The organism is Parachitinimonas caeni (assembly GCF_030129945.1).
GTDB classification, from domain to species: Bacteria; Pseudomonadota; Gammaproteobacteria; order Burkholderiales; family Chitinimonadaceae; genus Parachitinimonas; species Parachitinimonas caeni.
This window is the reverse complement of record NZ_JARRAF010000003.1, coordinates 1-16414: the sequence shown is the minus strand read 5'-3', so window position 1 is coordinate 16414 and position 16414 is coordinate 1. Positions and strand designations below refer to the sequence as shown.

15 protein-coding genes are annotated in these 16414 nt (G+C 57.3%); 8 read left to right on the top strand and 7 right to left on the bottom strand.

Annotated elements, in window-relative coordinates; all coding sequences use genetic code 11:
• Positions 1 to 4 precede the first annotated feature (4 nt).
• On the top strand, positions 5 to 913 hold the full coding sequence (locus PZA18_RS03115; RefSeq protein WP_284099329.1) for a diguanylate cyclase domain-containing protein: 909 nt from the start codon (positions 5 to 7) through the stop codon (positions 911 to 913).
• 54 nt (positions 914 to 967) lie between these two features.
• On the opposite strand, the gene PZA18_RS03110 is transcribed toward PZA18_RS03115, so the two are convergent.
• From PZA18_RS03110 to PZA18_RS03095, 4 genes are all read right to left on the bottom strand, one after another.
• On the bottom strand, positions 968 to 2194 hold the full coding sequence (locus tag PZA18_RS03110) for an oxygenase MpaB family protein (RefSeq protein ID WP_284099328.1): 1227 nt from the start codon (positions 2192 to 2194) through the stop codon (positions 968 to 970).
• Positions 2195 to 2918: 724 nt separating this feature from the next.
• The gene (locus tag PZA18_RS03105) at positions 2919 to 3482 is read right to left on the bottom strand and encodes a GNAT family N-acetyltransferase (protein ID WP_284099327.1); all 564 of its coding nucleotides are present in this window, start codon (positions 3480 to 3482) and stop codon (positions 2919 to 2921) included.
• Positions 3483 to 3600: 118 nt separating this feature from the next.
• Positions 3601 to 3921, bottom strand: coding sequence for a c-type cytochrome (locus PZA18_RS03100; RefSeq protein WP_284099326.1), 321 nt, complete (start codon positions 3919 to 3921; stop codon positions 3601 to 3603).
• Between the two features lie 12 nt (positions 3922 to 3933).
• Positions 3934 to 4260: a c-type cytochrome gene (locus PZA18_RS03095; RefSeq protein ID WP_308447321.1), complete on the bottom strand. Its 327-nt coding sequence runs from the start codon at positions 4258 to 4260 to the stop codon at positions 3934 to 3936.
• A 954-nt stretch (positions 4261 to 5214) separates the two neighbouring features.
• Here PZA18_RS03095 and PZA18_RS03090 point away from each other — a divergent pair.
• Positions 5215 to 6138: a MerR family transcriptional regulator gene (locus PZA18_RS03090; protein ID WP_284099325.1), complete on the top strand. Its 924-nt coding sequence runs from the start codon at positions 5215 to 5217 to the stop codon at positions 6136 to 6138.
• A gap of 16 nt (positions 6139 to 6154) precedes the next feature.
• Here the strand turns inward: PZA18_RS03090 and PZA18_RS03085 are convergent, their stop codons facing one another.
• Positions 6155 to 6943: a class I SAM-dependent methyltransferase gene (locus PZA18_RS03085; RefSeq protein ID WP_284099324.1), complete on the bottom strand. Its 789-nt coding sequence runs from the start codon at positions 6941 to 6943 to the stop codon at positions 6155 to 6157.
• Here PZA18_RS03085 and gloB point away from each other — a divergent pair.
• Positions 6942 to 7700, top strand: a complete 759-nt coding sequence (gloB, locus tag PZA18_RS03080) for a hydroxyacylglutathione hydrolase (protein WP_284099323.1) — start codon at positions 6942 to 6944, stop codon at positions 7698 to 7700. The genes PZA18_RS03085 and gloB overlap by 2 nt on opposite strands.
• Before the next feature lie 164 nt (positions 7701 to 7864).
• Positions 7865 to 9763 carry a lytic transglycosylase gene (locus tag PZA18_RS03075; RefSeq protein WP_284099322.1) on the top strand — a complete coding sequence of 633 codons (1899 nt, stop codon included), beginning with the start codon at positions 7865 to 7867 and terminating at the stop codon, positions 9761 to 9763.
• A gap of 169 nt (positions 9764 to 9932) precedes the next feature.
• Here PZA18_RS03075 and PZA18_RS03070 read toward each other — a convergent pair whose 3' ends face one another.
• On the bottom strand, positions 9933 to 10415 hold the full coding sequence (locus PZA18_RS03070; protein ID WP_284099321.1) for a GAF domain-containing protein: 483 nt from the start codon (positions 10413 to 10415) through the stop codon (positions 9933 to 9935).
• A 49-nt stretch (positions 10416 to 10464) separates the two neighbouring features.
• The gene (locus PZA18_RS03065) at positions 10465 to 11121 is read right to left on the bottom strand and encodes a response regulator (RefSeq protein ID WP_284099320.1); all 657 of its coding nucleotides are present in this window, start codon (positions 11119 to 11121) and stop codon (positions 10465 to 10467) included.
• Between the two features lie 616 nt (positions 11122 to 11737).
• Here PZA18_RS03065 and thrS point away from each other — a divergent pair.
• From thrS to PZA18_RS03045, 4 genes are all read left to right on the top strand, one after another.
• Positions 11738 to 13642, top strand: a complete 1905-nt coding sequence (gene thrS / locus PZA18_RS03060) for a threonine--tRNA ligase (protein ID WP_284099319.1) — start codon at positions 11738 to 11740, stop codon at positions 13640 to 13642.
• Between the two features lie 179 nt (positions 13643 to 13821).
• A complete protein-coding gene (locus PZA18_RS03055; protein WP_284099318.1) occupies positions 13822 to 15135 on the top strand; it encodes a sensor histidine kinase in 1314 nt (437 codons plus the stop codon).
• Positions 15136 to 15253: 118 nt separating this feature from the next.
• Entirely contained in the window at positions 15254 to 16012 is a 759-nt protein-coding gene (locus PZA18_RS03050) for a LytR/AlgR family response regulator transcription factor (RefSeq protein WP_284099317.1), read from the top strand.
• Positions 16013 to 16107: 95 nt separating this feature from the next.
• Positions 16108 to 16414: IS5 family transposase (locus PZA18_RS03045; RefSeq protein WP_284099316.1), on the top strand; the 307-nt coding region annotated here is incomplete at its 3' end.

The following is a 16414-nucleotide window of genomic DNA, read 5'->3' as shown; positions in this document are numbered from 1 at the left end:
CGTGGTGTCTGTTGCCGTAAGGCCAGTTGTGCTGATTGTGGATGATGAGGTGGACAATATCCTGATCCTGCGCGACTTCTTCAAGGATGATGGCTATCAGATCATCTTTGCCCGTGATGGTCAGCGGGCCATTGAAATGGCTATGTCGCAGCGGGTGGATCTGGTTCTGCTGGATGTGTCGCTGCCGATGATGGATGGCTTTCAGGTATGCGAGCGTCTCAAATCGCTGCCGGATTTTGCGGTGGTGCCAGTGCTGTTTCTGACCTCGCGTACCGATGCCCCCGCAGAAGAACGTGGCTTTCGCGTCGGCGGGGTTGATTACATTCATAAACCCTTTACCCCACGGCTGGTGCGCGCGCGCGTGCAAACGCATCTCACGCTGAAAGCCCAGCACGATAGGCTGGCTGCGCTGGCGCATGCCGATGCGCTAACCGGTCTGCCCAATCGCGCCGTGTTTGACCAACGGGTGGAAGATGCCCTGCTGCGGCGCGCCAGCGATGAGCTGGTGGCAATGTTGTTTGTCGATCTGGATGACTTTCGCACGCTCAACAGCGAGCGCGGAGCAGCTGCGGGGGATGCTGTGTTGCTGGCGGTGGCACAACGCCTGCAACGGTCAATCGACCCGTCGGGCACGGTGGCGCGTTTTGGCAGCGATGAGTTCGTGATCCTGCTGCCGGCGGTGCCGACAGCCGCTGCCGCCCGCAAGTACGCCGAGCAGGTGTGCCAACAACTGTGCGAACCGCTGATGCTGGATGGCGAGTCATTGTCACTGGGCGCTAGCGTAGGCATTGCCCTGGCGCCGGATCATGGCGAGACGGCTTCAACCTTGCGTCGGCATGCCGATCTTGCCATGTATCGCGCCAAGTGGGCCGGCAAGCGACGCTGGCTGATGTACAGCAGTGATATGGCCTGAGCGCGGTTGACGTTTCGTTTTGAACCGGAAACAAAACGTCAACCGCGTCGGGTCTCAGTGTGCGGTGTGGCTATCACGAGCGTTGAGGGCACACATCTCCTGCAATCCCTGTTCTGCCTGCTGTTCGCTGGGTACTGCAAACGGTCGAGGTGCGGCCTGGCTGTTCCAGAACGCCTGCAAGGCAGCCCATAGCTTTTCCGCGTTGTGGTCTAGCCACTGTTGAAGCGGTTCGCTGGTGTCCACTAACCGCTCTGTCAGCCCGAACAGCAGCCGGGTGAAGGTAATCATCAGTCCCCAGATACCCGGCCTTGGTACGTCCAGCATGGTTACCGCAATCCGGTAACCCATCAGGTAGCGCATCAAGGCTGCGTCGGTGCCGCGCAGGGCTTCGTGCAGCAGGGCATCGCCGTGTGCCAGCTTGCTGATGAATTCGAGGTGGGCGGCTGTCAGCAACCTGCCGGCCTGGCTGGCACCGAAATTGCGGTCGTCAAAACGATTCCAGAGCAGATGCGCCTCTTCAACATTGGCCGGCATATTGGCATCGACGATTCCCAATACATGGCCAATCACCTTCCACAGGTGCAGCAGGTCTGACTCTTCCTGTCGGGTCACCGGGACATTCAGTTTGCGCAGGCCTCCCGCCGCAATGGTGCTGAAGGCGAGCATGGTGGCGGTCAAGGCTTCCTGGCTGATGGGGACTCCCCACTGCGGATTCCAGTAATCCTTATCGCCGGGGCAGCGGGCGCTCTGGGCAAAGTGACGGATGGTGGCATGCATCAACCGGACTTTCTGGGTGGTCCGTATGCCACGCCCTTGTGGCCCAAGACCATCTTCGGCAATCACATCCCGCACAAAACGCAGTGTCTCTGAAACGCGGCGCAGAAAATGCTCGGATAGCTGGCCGGTCATCGCCAGTGTCTGTGCGCCACCAATTTTCCAGGCGTACAGAATGGGGAGCGACAGGAACAGCAGAACGATGTTGTAGCGCACGCCATGCGTATCGATGAAGCGGTAAGCGCGGTCGAGTGTGGCCGTGTCCGCCCAGCTTGGCAGTGTCTGCGAGGCGGCCAGATAAGCCTGCAGCTCTATCGGGGTATCGCTGGGCCATTCACCGGGCTGATGCAGGTGGCGCAAAACCTGATTGACCATCTCTCGGTCGCCGCGCTTGAACAGCACTTCCACCGTGCTGTCGGCCAGAGGGTCTCCTGCGTGACGCATGGCATTGAACCGGCTTTCTGGCCACGATTGGGTAAACCAGCCTGGATAGTGGTGGCGGGGCATATCGTTGTTCTCCTCCTGAACACAGCGATGCTGCTACGGCAAACAAGCTGCTTGCATAAGGTAAATGGCGCCACAAACCGGGCGTATGGAGCGCACCGCATGGCGGCGTGGCTTGCGCGCTGCGCTGGCCGCTCATCTTGCATTGGAATTCTCGGCTCTGTTGACGTTTTGTTTCCGGTCGCGCCGGGCCGAGTTTTGGGGCAGGGCGAGGCAGGGTGAGTGAGGTTTAGCGAGCTAAATAAGCGAACCCTAACGACGCCATGCCCCAAAAATCGACCCGGAAATAAAACGTCAACAGAGCCTCAGATCACCGAGGTGCGCGGCGGTCTGTGCACTATCCATCGAAGGACCACTACCTGCCAATTCTGCAAACAGCTATGCAGGCGAGGATCGGTATGGAATCACGCTATCGGTGGAGTATAGGCTCTAGGTGGGCGGGCGCCAGCCGTCAACCCCGCCTTGTCATGGGATACCGGGCGTTCTTGGCGGCAGGTTAGGCCAGATATACCTTCGCAGCGGCCTGCCCGGAGGGCGGGCCTGGGTATGGGTTGTGCAGAGCCTGGCGGCCTGTCGGACTTTCGATGCACGGGCGGAACTCGCGGGTTGAACAGCCCATTTTTTGCTGACTTTTCGTTGCATGCGCTCACTATGCGCCTCAAAAGCCAGCAAAACGGGTCTCGCTCTCCCGCGTTTCCGCCTGCGCGCCGGAAAGTCCGACTGGCTGCTAGCGTGCCTGCCAGTCCGGTTTGTGCAGCGAGGTCAGCACATGATCTCGCCATTCCCCATTGATGCGCAGGTAGTCACGCGCATAGCCTTCAACGGTAAAACCCAGACGCCGCAGCAGACGACCGGAGCGCTCATTTTCCGGCATGTAGTTGGCCATCAGCCGGTGCAGATTCCATTCGTCGAATAGAAACTGGATGGTGACTTCCAGTGAGCGACGCATCAGACCCTGCCCCCACTGCTCTTGCGACAAGGAATAACCGAGGAAGGCCGCATGGAAAGGGTCACCGACCACATTGCTGATGCCGATTTTGCCGAGTGCGCGCTGGCTATCGCGATCAAACAACCAGAACAGGGCACTGCGCCGGTCATTAAAGGCGCTGCGAGCCTGGGTGAGCACGACCATCCAGTGTTCGGCGCTGTAGTAGCTCTCTTGGCGCACGGGCTCCAGCGGCGCCAGAATGTCCCGGTTGCGTACCGTCATATCGACAATCGCCGGCACATCCTCCAGCCCGGCAGTGCGGACCACATAATGATCAAAGGCAAATTGCGGGTAGTGCTGCATGGGGGATTCCTGAGAAAGGTCGAATCCGCTTGTCGCCGGCATTCGGCAGCGCAGGATCGGCCGTTTGAAATGAAAAAGGCCGGTATCAAGGCCGGCCTTGGGCTGACAGCGGCAGAGCCTAGCGAGACATATTCAGTGGCCCGCTCTGACTGGCAAACCAGGCAGCGAGCGACTCGATTTCCGCCTTGCTCAAAGGCTTGGCCATACCCGCCATGATGGCGTTGTTACGGGCGCCGCTTTGATAATCCTTCAGCGCTTTGATCAGATAGTCTTTGTGTTGCCCGGCCAGGATCGGATACTGGCCGTTGCTGCTCTTGCCATCGGCACCGTGGCAGCTGGCGCAGACAGTGGCTGCTTTGTCTTTGCCCAGATCGGCATTGGCGGCTTGGGCGCTACCTGCTGCCAGCAGGCAAGTGGCGATAATCAGGCTGATACGCATGGTCGGATTTCCTTATTGCGGCTTCCTGGAAGCGTAATAGGCCGCCAGGTCTTCGATGTCTTTGTCAGAAAGTTGCGCTGCGATGCCCAGCATTGACGGGTGCTTGCGCTGTCCGGCTTTGTATGCCTTGAGGGCCAGAGCCAGATATTCGGCATGCTGACCACCAATTTTGGGGACGTGATAGACATCGGGGAAGGCTGTTTTATAGCCATCGACGCCATGACAGCCCACACACATGGAGTTCTTGTTCTCCCCCGCCTTGGGGTCGCCCGCTGCATGTGCCAACAGAGGGGCACAAAGCGTCATGGCCATGGCGGCCAGCATCTTTCTGTAGTGCATGTTATCTCCCGTTTTTTAGTATGAAGCCGCCTGCAAAAGGGCAAGGCGAACCGCGTGCCTGTTTAGAAAACTGCGAAAGGCTACCTGATGAATGCCGGTTAGACGAGGGGTTGGCTCACCAATATTGCCTGATCCCGCCAGAGGGATAATCCGCGCAAACGAATGCCGTGTGGTGCGAATGCGCTATACAACCATTTCTGTGTGAATTGAAACAAACCACACCATTTCGTCCCGTTTTGTATTAGGCAAATAAAGACGTATTCAAATACATGTAATAAAAACCTGCCTCCAGATTCAGCGGAACACTGCGCCGACACGCTGCTCAGCGGCCAGAAGTGTTCAATCGGGACAAAAGCGGTTTGTTGCCTGGCATTTCTCAAACGAATTGAATGGGATTGTAACATCGAATCACTGCATTTTTGTGCAAGCCAAGCCTTGATGCTGCGCAAGGGTAGGATAGATATTTGTCGTGCAGAAGTGGCCATTCAGTGCTTTGTTTTCGATGGGATTGTCGGTATTCAAATCTTGGAGAATTGGCAGCGATGTGCTTTAGTTTCAATATTCGTTCGGGTTTGTATGAGGGTGAACGAAAAATCTTGATATGGACAATCCGAAGTCGGATTGAAATGCCATACGAGGAGAGTGCTGAATCCCCACTGGCGAATGAATATCAGGGATTATTAATGTTTGGCCATGAGCCTTGGGGTGGCATTGCTTGAGGATTTAAATCCGGTATTTGCTGGGTGCTTGAATGGGTTCAGATGAAAAACTGTCAAATCAGTAAGGTAGGGCAATGCTTGTAGGGGAATGACTGCCAGCTTGTAATCATCCGATATAGATAAATCTAATTTGAGGAGCGGATGTCATTGACCATACGGGAAAATCCTGTATGGCTGCGGTCATTGTTTTTTGAATCAGGCTCTTGGAGCAACCAGTATAAGGCGGGTCAGGACGATGAGTTATCACCATCACAATGAAATTGCCGGACTTAACATTGCTGCCGTCGAAAGGGAGACCGGTATATCCAAAGATTTGCTCAGGATGTGGGAGCGACGATATGGGTTTCCTCAGCCACAGCGCGATCGATTTGGTGACAGGGTATATCCGCTGACTCAAATAGAGAAATTGCGTCTGATTCGCCGCTTGCTGGATCAGGGAATGCGGCCGGGGAAAATCGTATTACGCAGCACCGACGAGCTGACCGAGTTATTGGGCGGAATTGCATCGGGTTTGCGCCAGCCCAGAGATGATGCAGACCAACTCGATCAGCTCATTGAATTATTATTGCTGCACGATATTCCACGTTTGCAGCGGTTTTTGCAGGCGCAATTCGTCAATCGTGGATTAAGCAACTTCGTATCTGATTTTGTGGTGGCGGCAAACCGGCGGGTGGCCGAAGCTACCCTGGCAAGCGAAATCAGTGCTTGCGAGGCACACTGCTTTTCTGAGCAGGTGCAATCCATCATCAGGCAGGTGATTTATGCCTTCGGCCAATCGGAGCTGCGTCCCAGAGTGTTGCTGACCACCGTGCCGGAAGAGCCGCATACGCTCGATTTATTAATGGTGGAGGCCTTGCTGCGGGCGCAGAACTGCCAGGCGCTACCGCTTGGTACGGCACTGCCTCTGACTGAAATTGCCGCAGCGGCCAACCGCTATCGCGTCGATATGGTGGCCCTGGCGTTTGGCGCTTCGTTTGCCGCGACCTCGATTCTGTCCACGCTTACCGAGTTGCGTAGCCGCTTGCCGCAGGGAATCGAGCTATGGGCGAGTGGGGCAGGTGTCGCGGGCGTCAGACGTCATTTGCCGGGCGTCGAGCTGTTTGGTGAGTTGGGGCAGATTACCCTGGCGGTGGAAACCTGGCGTAAACGCCTGGCTTAAGCAGCCCAGTCGTCTGTCAGCTATCGGCAGGCCCCACCCGCTTGGATGCGGGTGGGGTCGCAGCCGTCTGTGTTCGCGCAGGCTCTGCGACCGCAACCGGTATCGGCTTCGGCACACGCCATCCGGGCGTGATCAGCCGCACGCTACGCACGCGCTTGATGGCTTCCAGGCAATAGACGGCGCCGCCAACAGGCCACCAGCGGTCGCCGGCAAACTCCATGAAATCAAACTGCTCACGCCATGAGGCGCTGGCAAAGGGCGGTGCATAGCAATAGATGCGACCAGCCGTCGGCTCAAGCCCCAGCAGCGCCAGCCAGTCCTTGATGCGGGACAGCGAGTGGAAGTTACCCTGCCAAGGCATGCCGCGCCGTCTCTTCAGTAAGCGGCTGGCGCCCCACAGGCTCCAGGGGTTGAATCCGGTAATCACGACCCGACCTTCTGCAACAAGCACCCGTTCGACTTCGCGTAGCACCTGATGCGGGTGGCTATGAAAGTCGAGTACATGCGGCAGTGCGACCAGATCAATACTGTGGTTGAGCAGGGGTAGGTGGGCAGGGTCACAATGCAGGCTACAGCCGGCAGACAGGCCGGCACTGCCCCGCCAGGACATGCGGTTTGACCGCAGAAAGTCGTAGACCGGCAACTCTACCTGCAAGGCGTAGTAGCCGAATATGTCGGCAACAACGTGATCGAAAAAATTTTGTTCCCGTTCAATCAAATAACGACCCAAAGGCGACTTGAGCCAGTTGGCGAACGAGTCCATCGGCTGCAGGGCAGGGATGGCCGGGTCGGGAGGTGAGTGCATGATAGAAGTGAGCCCGGTTCCAATCTTTACTGATAATTATATCTGGGTTTTACACAATGGCCGGAGCGCGGTTGCGGTAGATCCCGGCGATGCCGAACCGCTCAGGCAATGGTTGCAGCAAAAGCAGCTGCACTTGGCGGCCATTTTGCTGACGCATCATCATCCTGATCATACCGGCGGGGTGACTGCGCTGCTGGCTGATCGGGCGGTGCCGGTTTATGGCCCACCCGATATCGGTGTGGTGACTCATCCTGTGGCGGACAAAACAAGGGTTGATTTAGCCGATCTGGCCCTGAGCCTGGAAGTGATGGCGGTGCCAGGGCATACGCTGGATCACTTGGCTTATTATTCTGCGCCGATGCTGTTCTGTGGCGATACCTTGTTTGCCTGTGGTTGTGGTCGCTTATTTGAAGGCACGGCGGCCATGCTCTGGCAGAGCCTGAGTCGCCTGTCGCAGTTGCCTGACGATACCCTTGTGTACTGCACTCACGAATATACCTTGTCAAATCAGCGCTTTGCCCTGGCAGTCGAGCCCGGCAATCCGCAGCTGCAGGAGAGGGCGCGTGCGGATGCCTTGCGACGACAGCAGGGTAAACCGACGCTGCCAACGACGATCAAAGAGGAACGGGCGACCAATCCATTTCTGCGCTGTGAGGTGCCAGAGGTTGTCGTGGCAGCCCAGCAACGGGAACCGGATGCCGTCAAACCTGTCGATGTATTTGCCACAATTCGACGCTGGAAAGACGGGTTTCGCTGAGCAATTTCAAGGATTCCAACTCATCAGGACCAACCCCTCTGTGTGGCGTTTTTCACAGTGGAATTCGCATGCATGTTGTTAATTTGACAGGATTTTTATTTGACACTGCTTAATTGGCCCCGCTACCATCCCGACCTTGTAAATCTTCCAGGGCGAACCACACCATGTTCAAACTGAACCTGATGTTGCTCGCGCTGTGTGCTGCTTTCTCTGCGCCAACTGCCGTTGCAGAAGAAGGGGCAGGCGTAGGTAAACTCGACTATCAGCTCGATACCGGCCGCCATAGCACAACAGCCAAGCTCGCTGCGGCAGATCCTGCCGTGACCTCCAATCCCACTCAGAAAACCCTAGATGACGCCGGTGCTTCGCCAGAATCACCGCCGCTTGAACTGAAGGTCGAATCCCGCCCAGCCGAAACACGTACGATTGAAGTGGTTGGTGATGGCGTTAAGTCTGAAGCAAAAGCTACCAATAAGCCTGAGGCAAAGGCTGAGGTAAAACCGGAATCCAAACCGGATGTGATGACCGGCTTCCGCTTGAATAACCGACCGGATGCGCTCCAGGCCAATACCTCGGCGGGTATGGATGAATTGTCCGGAGCGAGCCCACTGGCTTCGGGCACCGATGTGGATCTCTGGAACCGCATCCGTGGCGGTTTTGCCATCCAGCAACTGGATGACCCGCTAGTCCGACAGCACGAGCAGTGGTATGCCAAGCGGCCGGATTACATGAAGCGCGTGATCGACCGTAGCAAGCGCTACCTCTACTTCATTGTCAGTGAAGTGGAAAAGCGAGGCATGCCCACCGAAATTGCGCTGCTGCCAATCATCGAAAGCGCCTTTAACCCAAAGGCCGAGTCGTATGCGGCAGCGTCGGGCATGTGGCAATTCATACCCTCTACGGGCAAGCGCTATGGCCTGGAGCGCACCTGGTGGTACGACGGCCGGCGGGACGTGATGGCGGCTACCCGGGCGGCGCTGGACTACCTGCAGACTCTGCACGATATGTTTGGTGACTGGCAGCTGGCCTTGGCGGCATACAACTGGGGTGAGGGTGGGGTGGCGCGAGCGCTGTCGAAAACCCGTGCCCAAGGGATAGAGGGGAATTTTTCCTCAATCAAGATGCCGGACCAGACCCGCAATTACGTGCCAAAACTCTTGGCGGTCCGCAATATCATTGCGCACCCGGAGCAATACGGCGTCAAACTCGACACCATCCCGGATCAGCCGTATTTCCAGCCCATCAGTACCGGCCGGCATATGGACGTCAAGCTGATTGCCAAGCTGGCAGAGACCTCGATGGATGAACTATTGCATCTGAATCCAGGTTTGATCCGGCCGGTTTTTGCCTACAAGGACGACCGCAAGTTATTGCTGCCAGCCGACAAGGCTGAGGTGTTTCAGGAAAACCTTTCCCAGTACAAACAGCCTTTGCTGTCCTGGCAACCATACGTCACCAAACGTGGTGAGGCTTTGGATGCCGTGGCCAAACGCTTTGATATTTCGCTGGCTGAGTTGAAAGATGTCAACAAGATCCCCGTCAAACAAGCCAAGGCCGATGGTCAGACGATTCTGGTGCCGATTGTCGATGGCGTAGATATCTCGGCGCGTCAAACCCTGGCAGCTGCGCTGGCAGGGGCCAAGCAGGCAGAACCGGAGTCTACAGTAGCAGAGGCCAAGCCCTCCGCTGCTAAAAAGCCGACGAGCTATACCATTCAGCGTGGCGATACCCTGGCATCTGTCGCCAAGCGCTTTGATACCAATGCGGCGGAACTGAAAAAGCTCAACAAGCTGAAATCGGAAAAGCTGGCGCTGGGGCAGGTCATCAAGCTTGTAGAAGCGTCGTCTGCGGTCGAAGAAAAAGCCGGGAAAGGCAAAGGTCGTGACAAGGCGGATAAGGCGCCCAAAGAGCAGCAGTATGTTGTTCAGCGTGGCGATACGCTTGCTTCGATTGCCCGTAAATTCAAGGTGGAAGAAGCTGCCTTGCGCAAGTGGAATCAGCTCGGCAGCCGCCAGGCTATCCGTGCGGGTAACAAGATGGTGATCCTGGTCGCCGCAAAATAAGTGGTTGATCAACACCCCCAAACAACAACGCCCCGATTTCGGGGCGTTGTTGTTTGGGGCATGACGTCGTGAAGGATCGCTTAGTTGAGCGCGCTTAACCGCTCTCACGCAGTCTCGCCCCGCCCCAAAATCCGGCCCGGTGCGACTGGAGACAAAACGTCAACAGCGTCTAGAAGTCGGTACCATCCAGCAGGATCTGGCACAAACGCTCCAGGCCGGTTTGGTCATCACTGGAAAAGCGATCAAGCTGTGGGCTGTCCAGATCCAGCACCCCAAGCAATCTGCCTTGTTTGATCAGGGGGATCACGATTTCTGAATTCGATGCCGAGTCGCAGGCAATGTGGCCAGCGAATTCATGCACATTAGCAACGCGCTGAGTCTGGCGGGATTGAGCGGCCGTCCCGCAGACACCTCGTCCTAAAGGAATGCGTACACAAGCAACTTTGCCTTGAAACGGGCCAAGAACCAAGGTTTCGGCTTCGAGCATGTAGAAGCCTGCCCAATTCAGGGCGGGTAGTTCCTGAAAGAGAAAGGCGGCAAATTGCGCGGTGTTGGCAATCGGATGGCGTTCCCCGGCCAGCAGCGCAGAAAGCTGGGCAGCCAAGCGGTCGTAGACTGGGGTGTCGGCAGCCAGAGTGGGTAAAACTTGCATCAGGTCACTTTCAAAATGGGAAGGGAGACTGCAGCTTGGTGTGCAGCGCCTAATCTGTACTCAAGCTACTACGTGCGATTTCATCATGTTCCAGCGCATATTTCACCAGTTCGGCGGTGCTACCAACGTTGAGCTTCTCCATCAACCGATTTTTGTAGGTGCTGACCGTCTTCGGACTCAGGCTGAGCTCATCGGCAATCTGATTAAGTGCGTGGCCACTCGCGATGCGCTGAAAGATCTGATATTCGCGTTCGGATAGTGCCTCGTGCAGAGGACGGTTCTGATCGGGGCGGTCATGGCTTAGCAAGGCATCGATCAGATCCGGGTCGATTACCCGCCCACCCTGAGCCGTACGGCGGATGGCACCGCCGAGTGTGTCGAACGGAATATCCTTGCTCAGGTAGCTATTGGCGCCGGCACGCAGCACGCGGGCCGCAAAATGGGCGTCCTTGTGCATCGACAACACCAGCATCGGCAAATCAGGCCGTCGCCGGCGTACCGCGCTGATGAGATCCAGCCCATTGGCGCCAGGCATCGAAACATCGAGCATGATAAAGCTCAAGCTTGGGTTATCGATTTTTTCCAGTACTTCCTGCGCCGACATGGCTTCATCGACGACTTCCAGATCCGCCTCGTCGCTTAGCAATTTTTTTAGCCCATCGCGAACGATGGCGTGATCGTCTGCCAGCAATATTCGAATTGTCATGGTTGTCTTGTCAGGTAAATCCTACAAACAGTGATGAAACTTCCTACACCTCATTCGGTATAGCCTGATTCCGATCGCGCCGAACATGGCGCATCCTTGTACCCATGATCGAAGCCTTACCAGTTTCGGTCTGTCATGCCCTCCTCCTGGCGTGACTGATTTCCCCGCCCATCGCCCTTCCCCATAAGGGCGTTTTATGAAGAGGCGCCGTGTTGAGGCGCCTCTCTTTTATTTTGCGCGCCAACCGCGTAATTCGCATCCCTTCTTATGGCCTACATGCGCATTGGCGCCTGGCACGGCGAGTCAGCCGAAAACGCTTGCAAGAAGTGGGACTAACCTCGCCACCGGTCTTGTAAAAAATACCAGCTGTCTGATAGGGTGTAGCGCATGAACTGCCAGAAACAATCCTTTTTGTGTGCTTGCCAAGCCATTTCCGACAGGAAGTGGGTGGGCGCACGTCTGTCGGTTTTGATTGCTGTAACCACTACAACCACCACCACCTCGATGGCTACCTAGCCCGAGTGGAGGTAGCCGCAACGGCTGCCTCCCCCGGTGATTCAGTGCTTTCTACCCGGCGAGTCAGCCGATGAGGAACTGAATCAATAGGAGTCACGTCATGCCCAGAATCATTCTTCCCGATCAGTCCGAGCTGTGTTTTGCCCAGCCGGTAACGATCCATGCCATTGCTGCGGCGATTGGACCGCGGCTGGCGGCCTCTGCCGTTGCAGGCCGTGTTGACGGCCAGCTGGTGGATACTCGCCATGTGATTGCCAACGACGCACGAGTTGAAATCATCCGGCTGCAGGACGAGCCAGCGCTCGACCTCCTGCGTCACTCCTGTGCCCATTTGCTGGCGATGGCGGTCAAATCCCTGTTTCCGGAGGTACAGGTCACGATTGGCCCGGTGATCGAAGATGGCTTTTATTACGACTTTGCCAGCGAACATGCGTTTACTCCTGATGATCTCCTGCAGATCGAGTCGCGCATGCGTGCGCTGGCTGCGTCAGACCTGCCGATTGAGCGGCGTGAGCTGGCGCGGGATGAGGCCGTTGCCCTGTTTGCCGCGCAGGGCGAGTACTACAAAGTGGAGCTGATTAATGCGATCCCTGATGATCAAAGGGTCTCGCTCTACCGGCAAGGGGGCTTCGAAGATCTGTGCCGAGGGCCGCATGTCCCGTCCTTGGGCTGGCTAAAGGCATTCAAGCTGCTCAAGGTGGCCGGTGCCTATTGGCGTGGTGATGCCCGTAACTCGATGCTGCAGCGGATCTACGGCACCTGCTGGCGTAACGAGTCGGAACTGGCTGCCTATCTGCAGCGGCAGGAGGAAGCGGTCCGGCGGGATCATCGCAAACTGGGGGCGCGGCTGGATCTGTTCCACTTCCAGGAAGATGCGCCGGGGGCAGTGTTCTGGCATCCCAAGGGTTGGACGCTCTTTCAGCGCCTGGTAGCGCATATGCGTGCCGAGCACGAGCGGGAAGACTATGTCGAGGTGAACACGCCAGATGTCATGGATCGATCCTTGTGGGAGGTGTCGGGCCACTGGCAAAACTATCGTGAACATATGTTTACGACTGAAACTGAGGATGGCCGGGTGTTTGCGCTCAAGCCGATGAGTTGCCCCGGTGCCGCAGCCTTATTCCGACATGGTTTGAAAAGCTACCGCGATCTGCCGATCCGCATGGCGGAGTTTGGCAAGGTGCATCGTTACGAACCCTCAGGGGCATTGCATGGCCTGATGCGGGTACGTCACTTCACTCAGGATGATGCCCACATCTTCTGTACGCTTGATCAGCTCGCGGACGAATGCAGCAAGGTCGTGCGCTTTGTGCTGCAGTTGTACCGCCAGTTCGGGTTTGAGGATGTCAGGATCAAGCTTTCAACCCGGCCGGATAACCGGATCGGTAGCGACGCCGTGTGGGATCAGCTGGAGGGCGCATTGAAGTCGGTGCTGCAAGACCAGCAGCTCGACTGGCAGCTGAACCCAGGCGAGGGGGCGTTTTACGGCCCGAAGCTGGAGTTCGTGCTGCGTGACGCGATTGGTCGGGATTGGCAATGCGGTACCTTGCAGGTCGATCTCAATCTGCCGGAGCGTTTCGACTTGAATTACGTTGCGGAATCGGGCGACAAGCTGCGGCCGGTCATGCTGCATCGGGCCATTTTCGGCTCACTGGAGCGCTTTATCGGTATTCTGATTGAGCATTGCGCCGGTAATCTGCCCGTCTGGCTGGCGCCAGTGCAGGCGGTGGTGTTGCCAATCAGCGAGGCGCAGACAGCGTATGCACAAGCGGTGCTGCAGCAGCTCAAGGCCAGCGGCATCCGTGCCGAGGCTGATCTGCGCAACGAAAAAATCGGCTTCAGGATTCGTGAGCAGACGCTTAACCGGGTGCCGTATCTGCTGGTCGTCGGTGCGCGCGAAGCGGCACAGCAGCAACTGGCGCTCCGCAGTCGGGATGGAGACGATCTGGGTAGCCTCTCTCTGGCCGACTTCCTGCAGCAATACGCACCGGTTTTGCGGGCCTAACTGGAGGGGCCGGGATGCTTTGACATGGGTTCCATGTAAACCAGCTGCCGACAGTGCCTTGTGTTCGTGCTGGAAAAATCGGGGTTTGTCGGCAAATTCCCCCGGCTGGTCGCATCTTCGCTATCTTTCGAGGCCAAGCTGTACCGTGTACAAACTCACTCACTTATCTGGTCTTGATCATGACTAACCCATCGTCCGCAGATATTGCAGCCCGAATCGAGCAGCCCCTTCCTACTGAAGTCAGCGCGCACAGTGCGGGCTGGTTCAGTCGGTCGCGCAGCTATCCGATTTTCAGCTTGCAATGGTTTCGTTATCGCACCCTGGCGCTGGGGCTGATGGTGACCATTCTCTGCGGCATGATGTTGATGAGCATGCTGGTAGGCAGTGATGCACCTGCTCTGCGCATTGTTAAAGCCACTTTGAATGTTTTTCTCCGGGGCTGGTTTCTGATTTTGCTGGGGCCGGGTCTGGCCGTATGGGTACGACGCCAGGGTTGGCCCGAGAAAAAAGAGCGGACGGCGCTGATTGCGGCGATTTTTTTGGGGTTGGCGGCGGCATTCGGTTTGGGAAAGCTGACCGGGCATCTGCTGCACCCCGGCGCCAATGAGCCGAAGTACCGTCTGACTGCTGCAACGATCATCAAAGATGCCGAGCCAGGCTCTACTTCGGCGACTCGCCCGTCTGAGCAAAACGTGCGGCCTGCGACTGGCGAGCAGCCGGATGATGGGGGGAGCACCCTGCCGTATTACTTCGGCCAGATCATCGAATGGTTCATGCGATTCTGGCTGGGGAGTGTGTTCCAACTGCTGATGTTCTTCCGACAGCAACGCCAGTTGAAGGAAGTCCTGCAAAAGCAGGCCCTGGCCAAGGCTGAGGCCGAGCGCAATCAGGCTGAACTGAAGCTATCGGTGCTGGCTGCGCAGATTGAGCCGCACTTTCTGTTCAATACACTGGCGGGGGTACGATCGGCCATCGCCTCTGACCCGCAGCGGGCGATCGTCATCGTCGATCATCTGGTCGATTATCTGCGGGCGACAATTCCCAAATTGCGCAGCGATGGGGGAAGTTCGCAAGGGCGCCTGGCGGCCCAGCTGGAGGCGGCCAAGGCGTATCTGGGGCTGATGCGCGCGCGCATCCCCCGACTGAGCTTCGAAATCGACGCAGCGCCCGACCTGCAGACGGCAAGCCTGCCGCCGCTGACCTTGATTTCGCTAGTCGAGAACGCGGTGAAGCATGGTATCGAGCCCAAGGTAGGGCAGGGGTTCATCCGCGTCCAGGCCCGCCGGCTGCAGACCGAGCAAGGTGAACAGCTGGAAGTCAGCGTGCACGATGATGGGGTCGGGTTTGGCGGTAGCAGCAGCGGCACCGGCATTGGGCTGGCCAATATCCGCGAGCGGCTGGCAGCGCTATATGGCTGCACAGGCGGGCTGACACTCAAAGCCAGACCGGAAGGCGGCGTTGCCGCGATCATCACCGTACCTTTGCGTTTCTGACGTTTGCGGTGGGGTGAGCCATCGACGAACCTAGGCTCTGTTGACGTTTTATTTCCGGAAACAAAACGTCAACAGAGCCTAATTCAACCAAAATCAAATACAACAGGGAGTAGACCGCATGACGACAGCGATTATTGCCGATGATGAAGATCTGCCTCGCGCCGAGCTGCGCAGGATGCTGGCGCAGGCTTGGCCAGCGCTGCAGATTGTGGCGGAGGCGGAACATGGGGCGGATGCGCTCGAAGCGATCCAGCAGCATCGCCCGGATATTGCGTTTCTCGACATCCGCATGCCGGGACTGTCTGGGCTGGACGTGGCCAATGCGGTGAATGGCCAGTGCCATACCGTGTTTACCACGGCCTACGATAGCTACGCGATCGACGCTTTCAACGCCGGGGCGCTTGATTACCTGCTCAAGCCCATCAACCCGGAGCGGCTGGCTCAGGCGGTGGAGCGCCTGCAAGAACGGGTGGCCGCAGCCCTGCCGGCGCCTGATCTGAGCCAGCTGATGGCGGAACTCGACAAACGCCTGCGCCCGGCGGAAGAAGCCAAACGTATTCGCTGGATCAGCGCCAGCGTTGGCGACACCATCAAGCTGTTTCCAATTGAACAGGTACTGTTTTTCGAGTCGGATGAGAAATACACGCGAGTGGTTTGTGTGGATGATGAAGCGCATGTGCGCAAACCGCTGAAAGAAATGATCGCCGGTCTCGACATGGAACAGTTCTGGCAGATTCACCGGGGCACCGTGGTTCGCGCCGATGCCATTGCCCGCGCCCGACGTGATGAGTTGGGGCGCATCACCGTCGAGCTACGTGGCCACGCGGCTGTGCTGAAAGTCAGCCAGGCCTACGCCTGGCGCTTCAAGGCGATGTGACGCCTCTGGCAAATGGCTGATTGGGGGGCTAGATAGTGTCGTCACGAGTTAGGATTTAGTCGAATAAGAGTATTTTGCGATTTATAAGGATTGACATGAGCAGCCTCCACCGGCATGACATCAGCGACGCCACTTGGGCCTTGCTGGCCCCTCATCTTCCGGGCCAGGCAGGTCAGTGGGGAGGCGTAGCCAAAGACAACCGATTGTTTATCAATGTTGTGTTCTGGATTCTGCGCACAGGAGCCCCTTGGCGAGATCTGCCCGAAAGTTATGGCGACTGGAATAACACCCACCGTCGCTTTGGCAGATGGCGCGACAAGGGCGTGTGGGAAAAACTGCTTGAGCTACTGATTGTTGATCCGGATTTTGAGTGGCTGATGATTGATGCCAGTCACTGCAAAG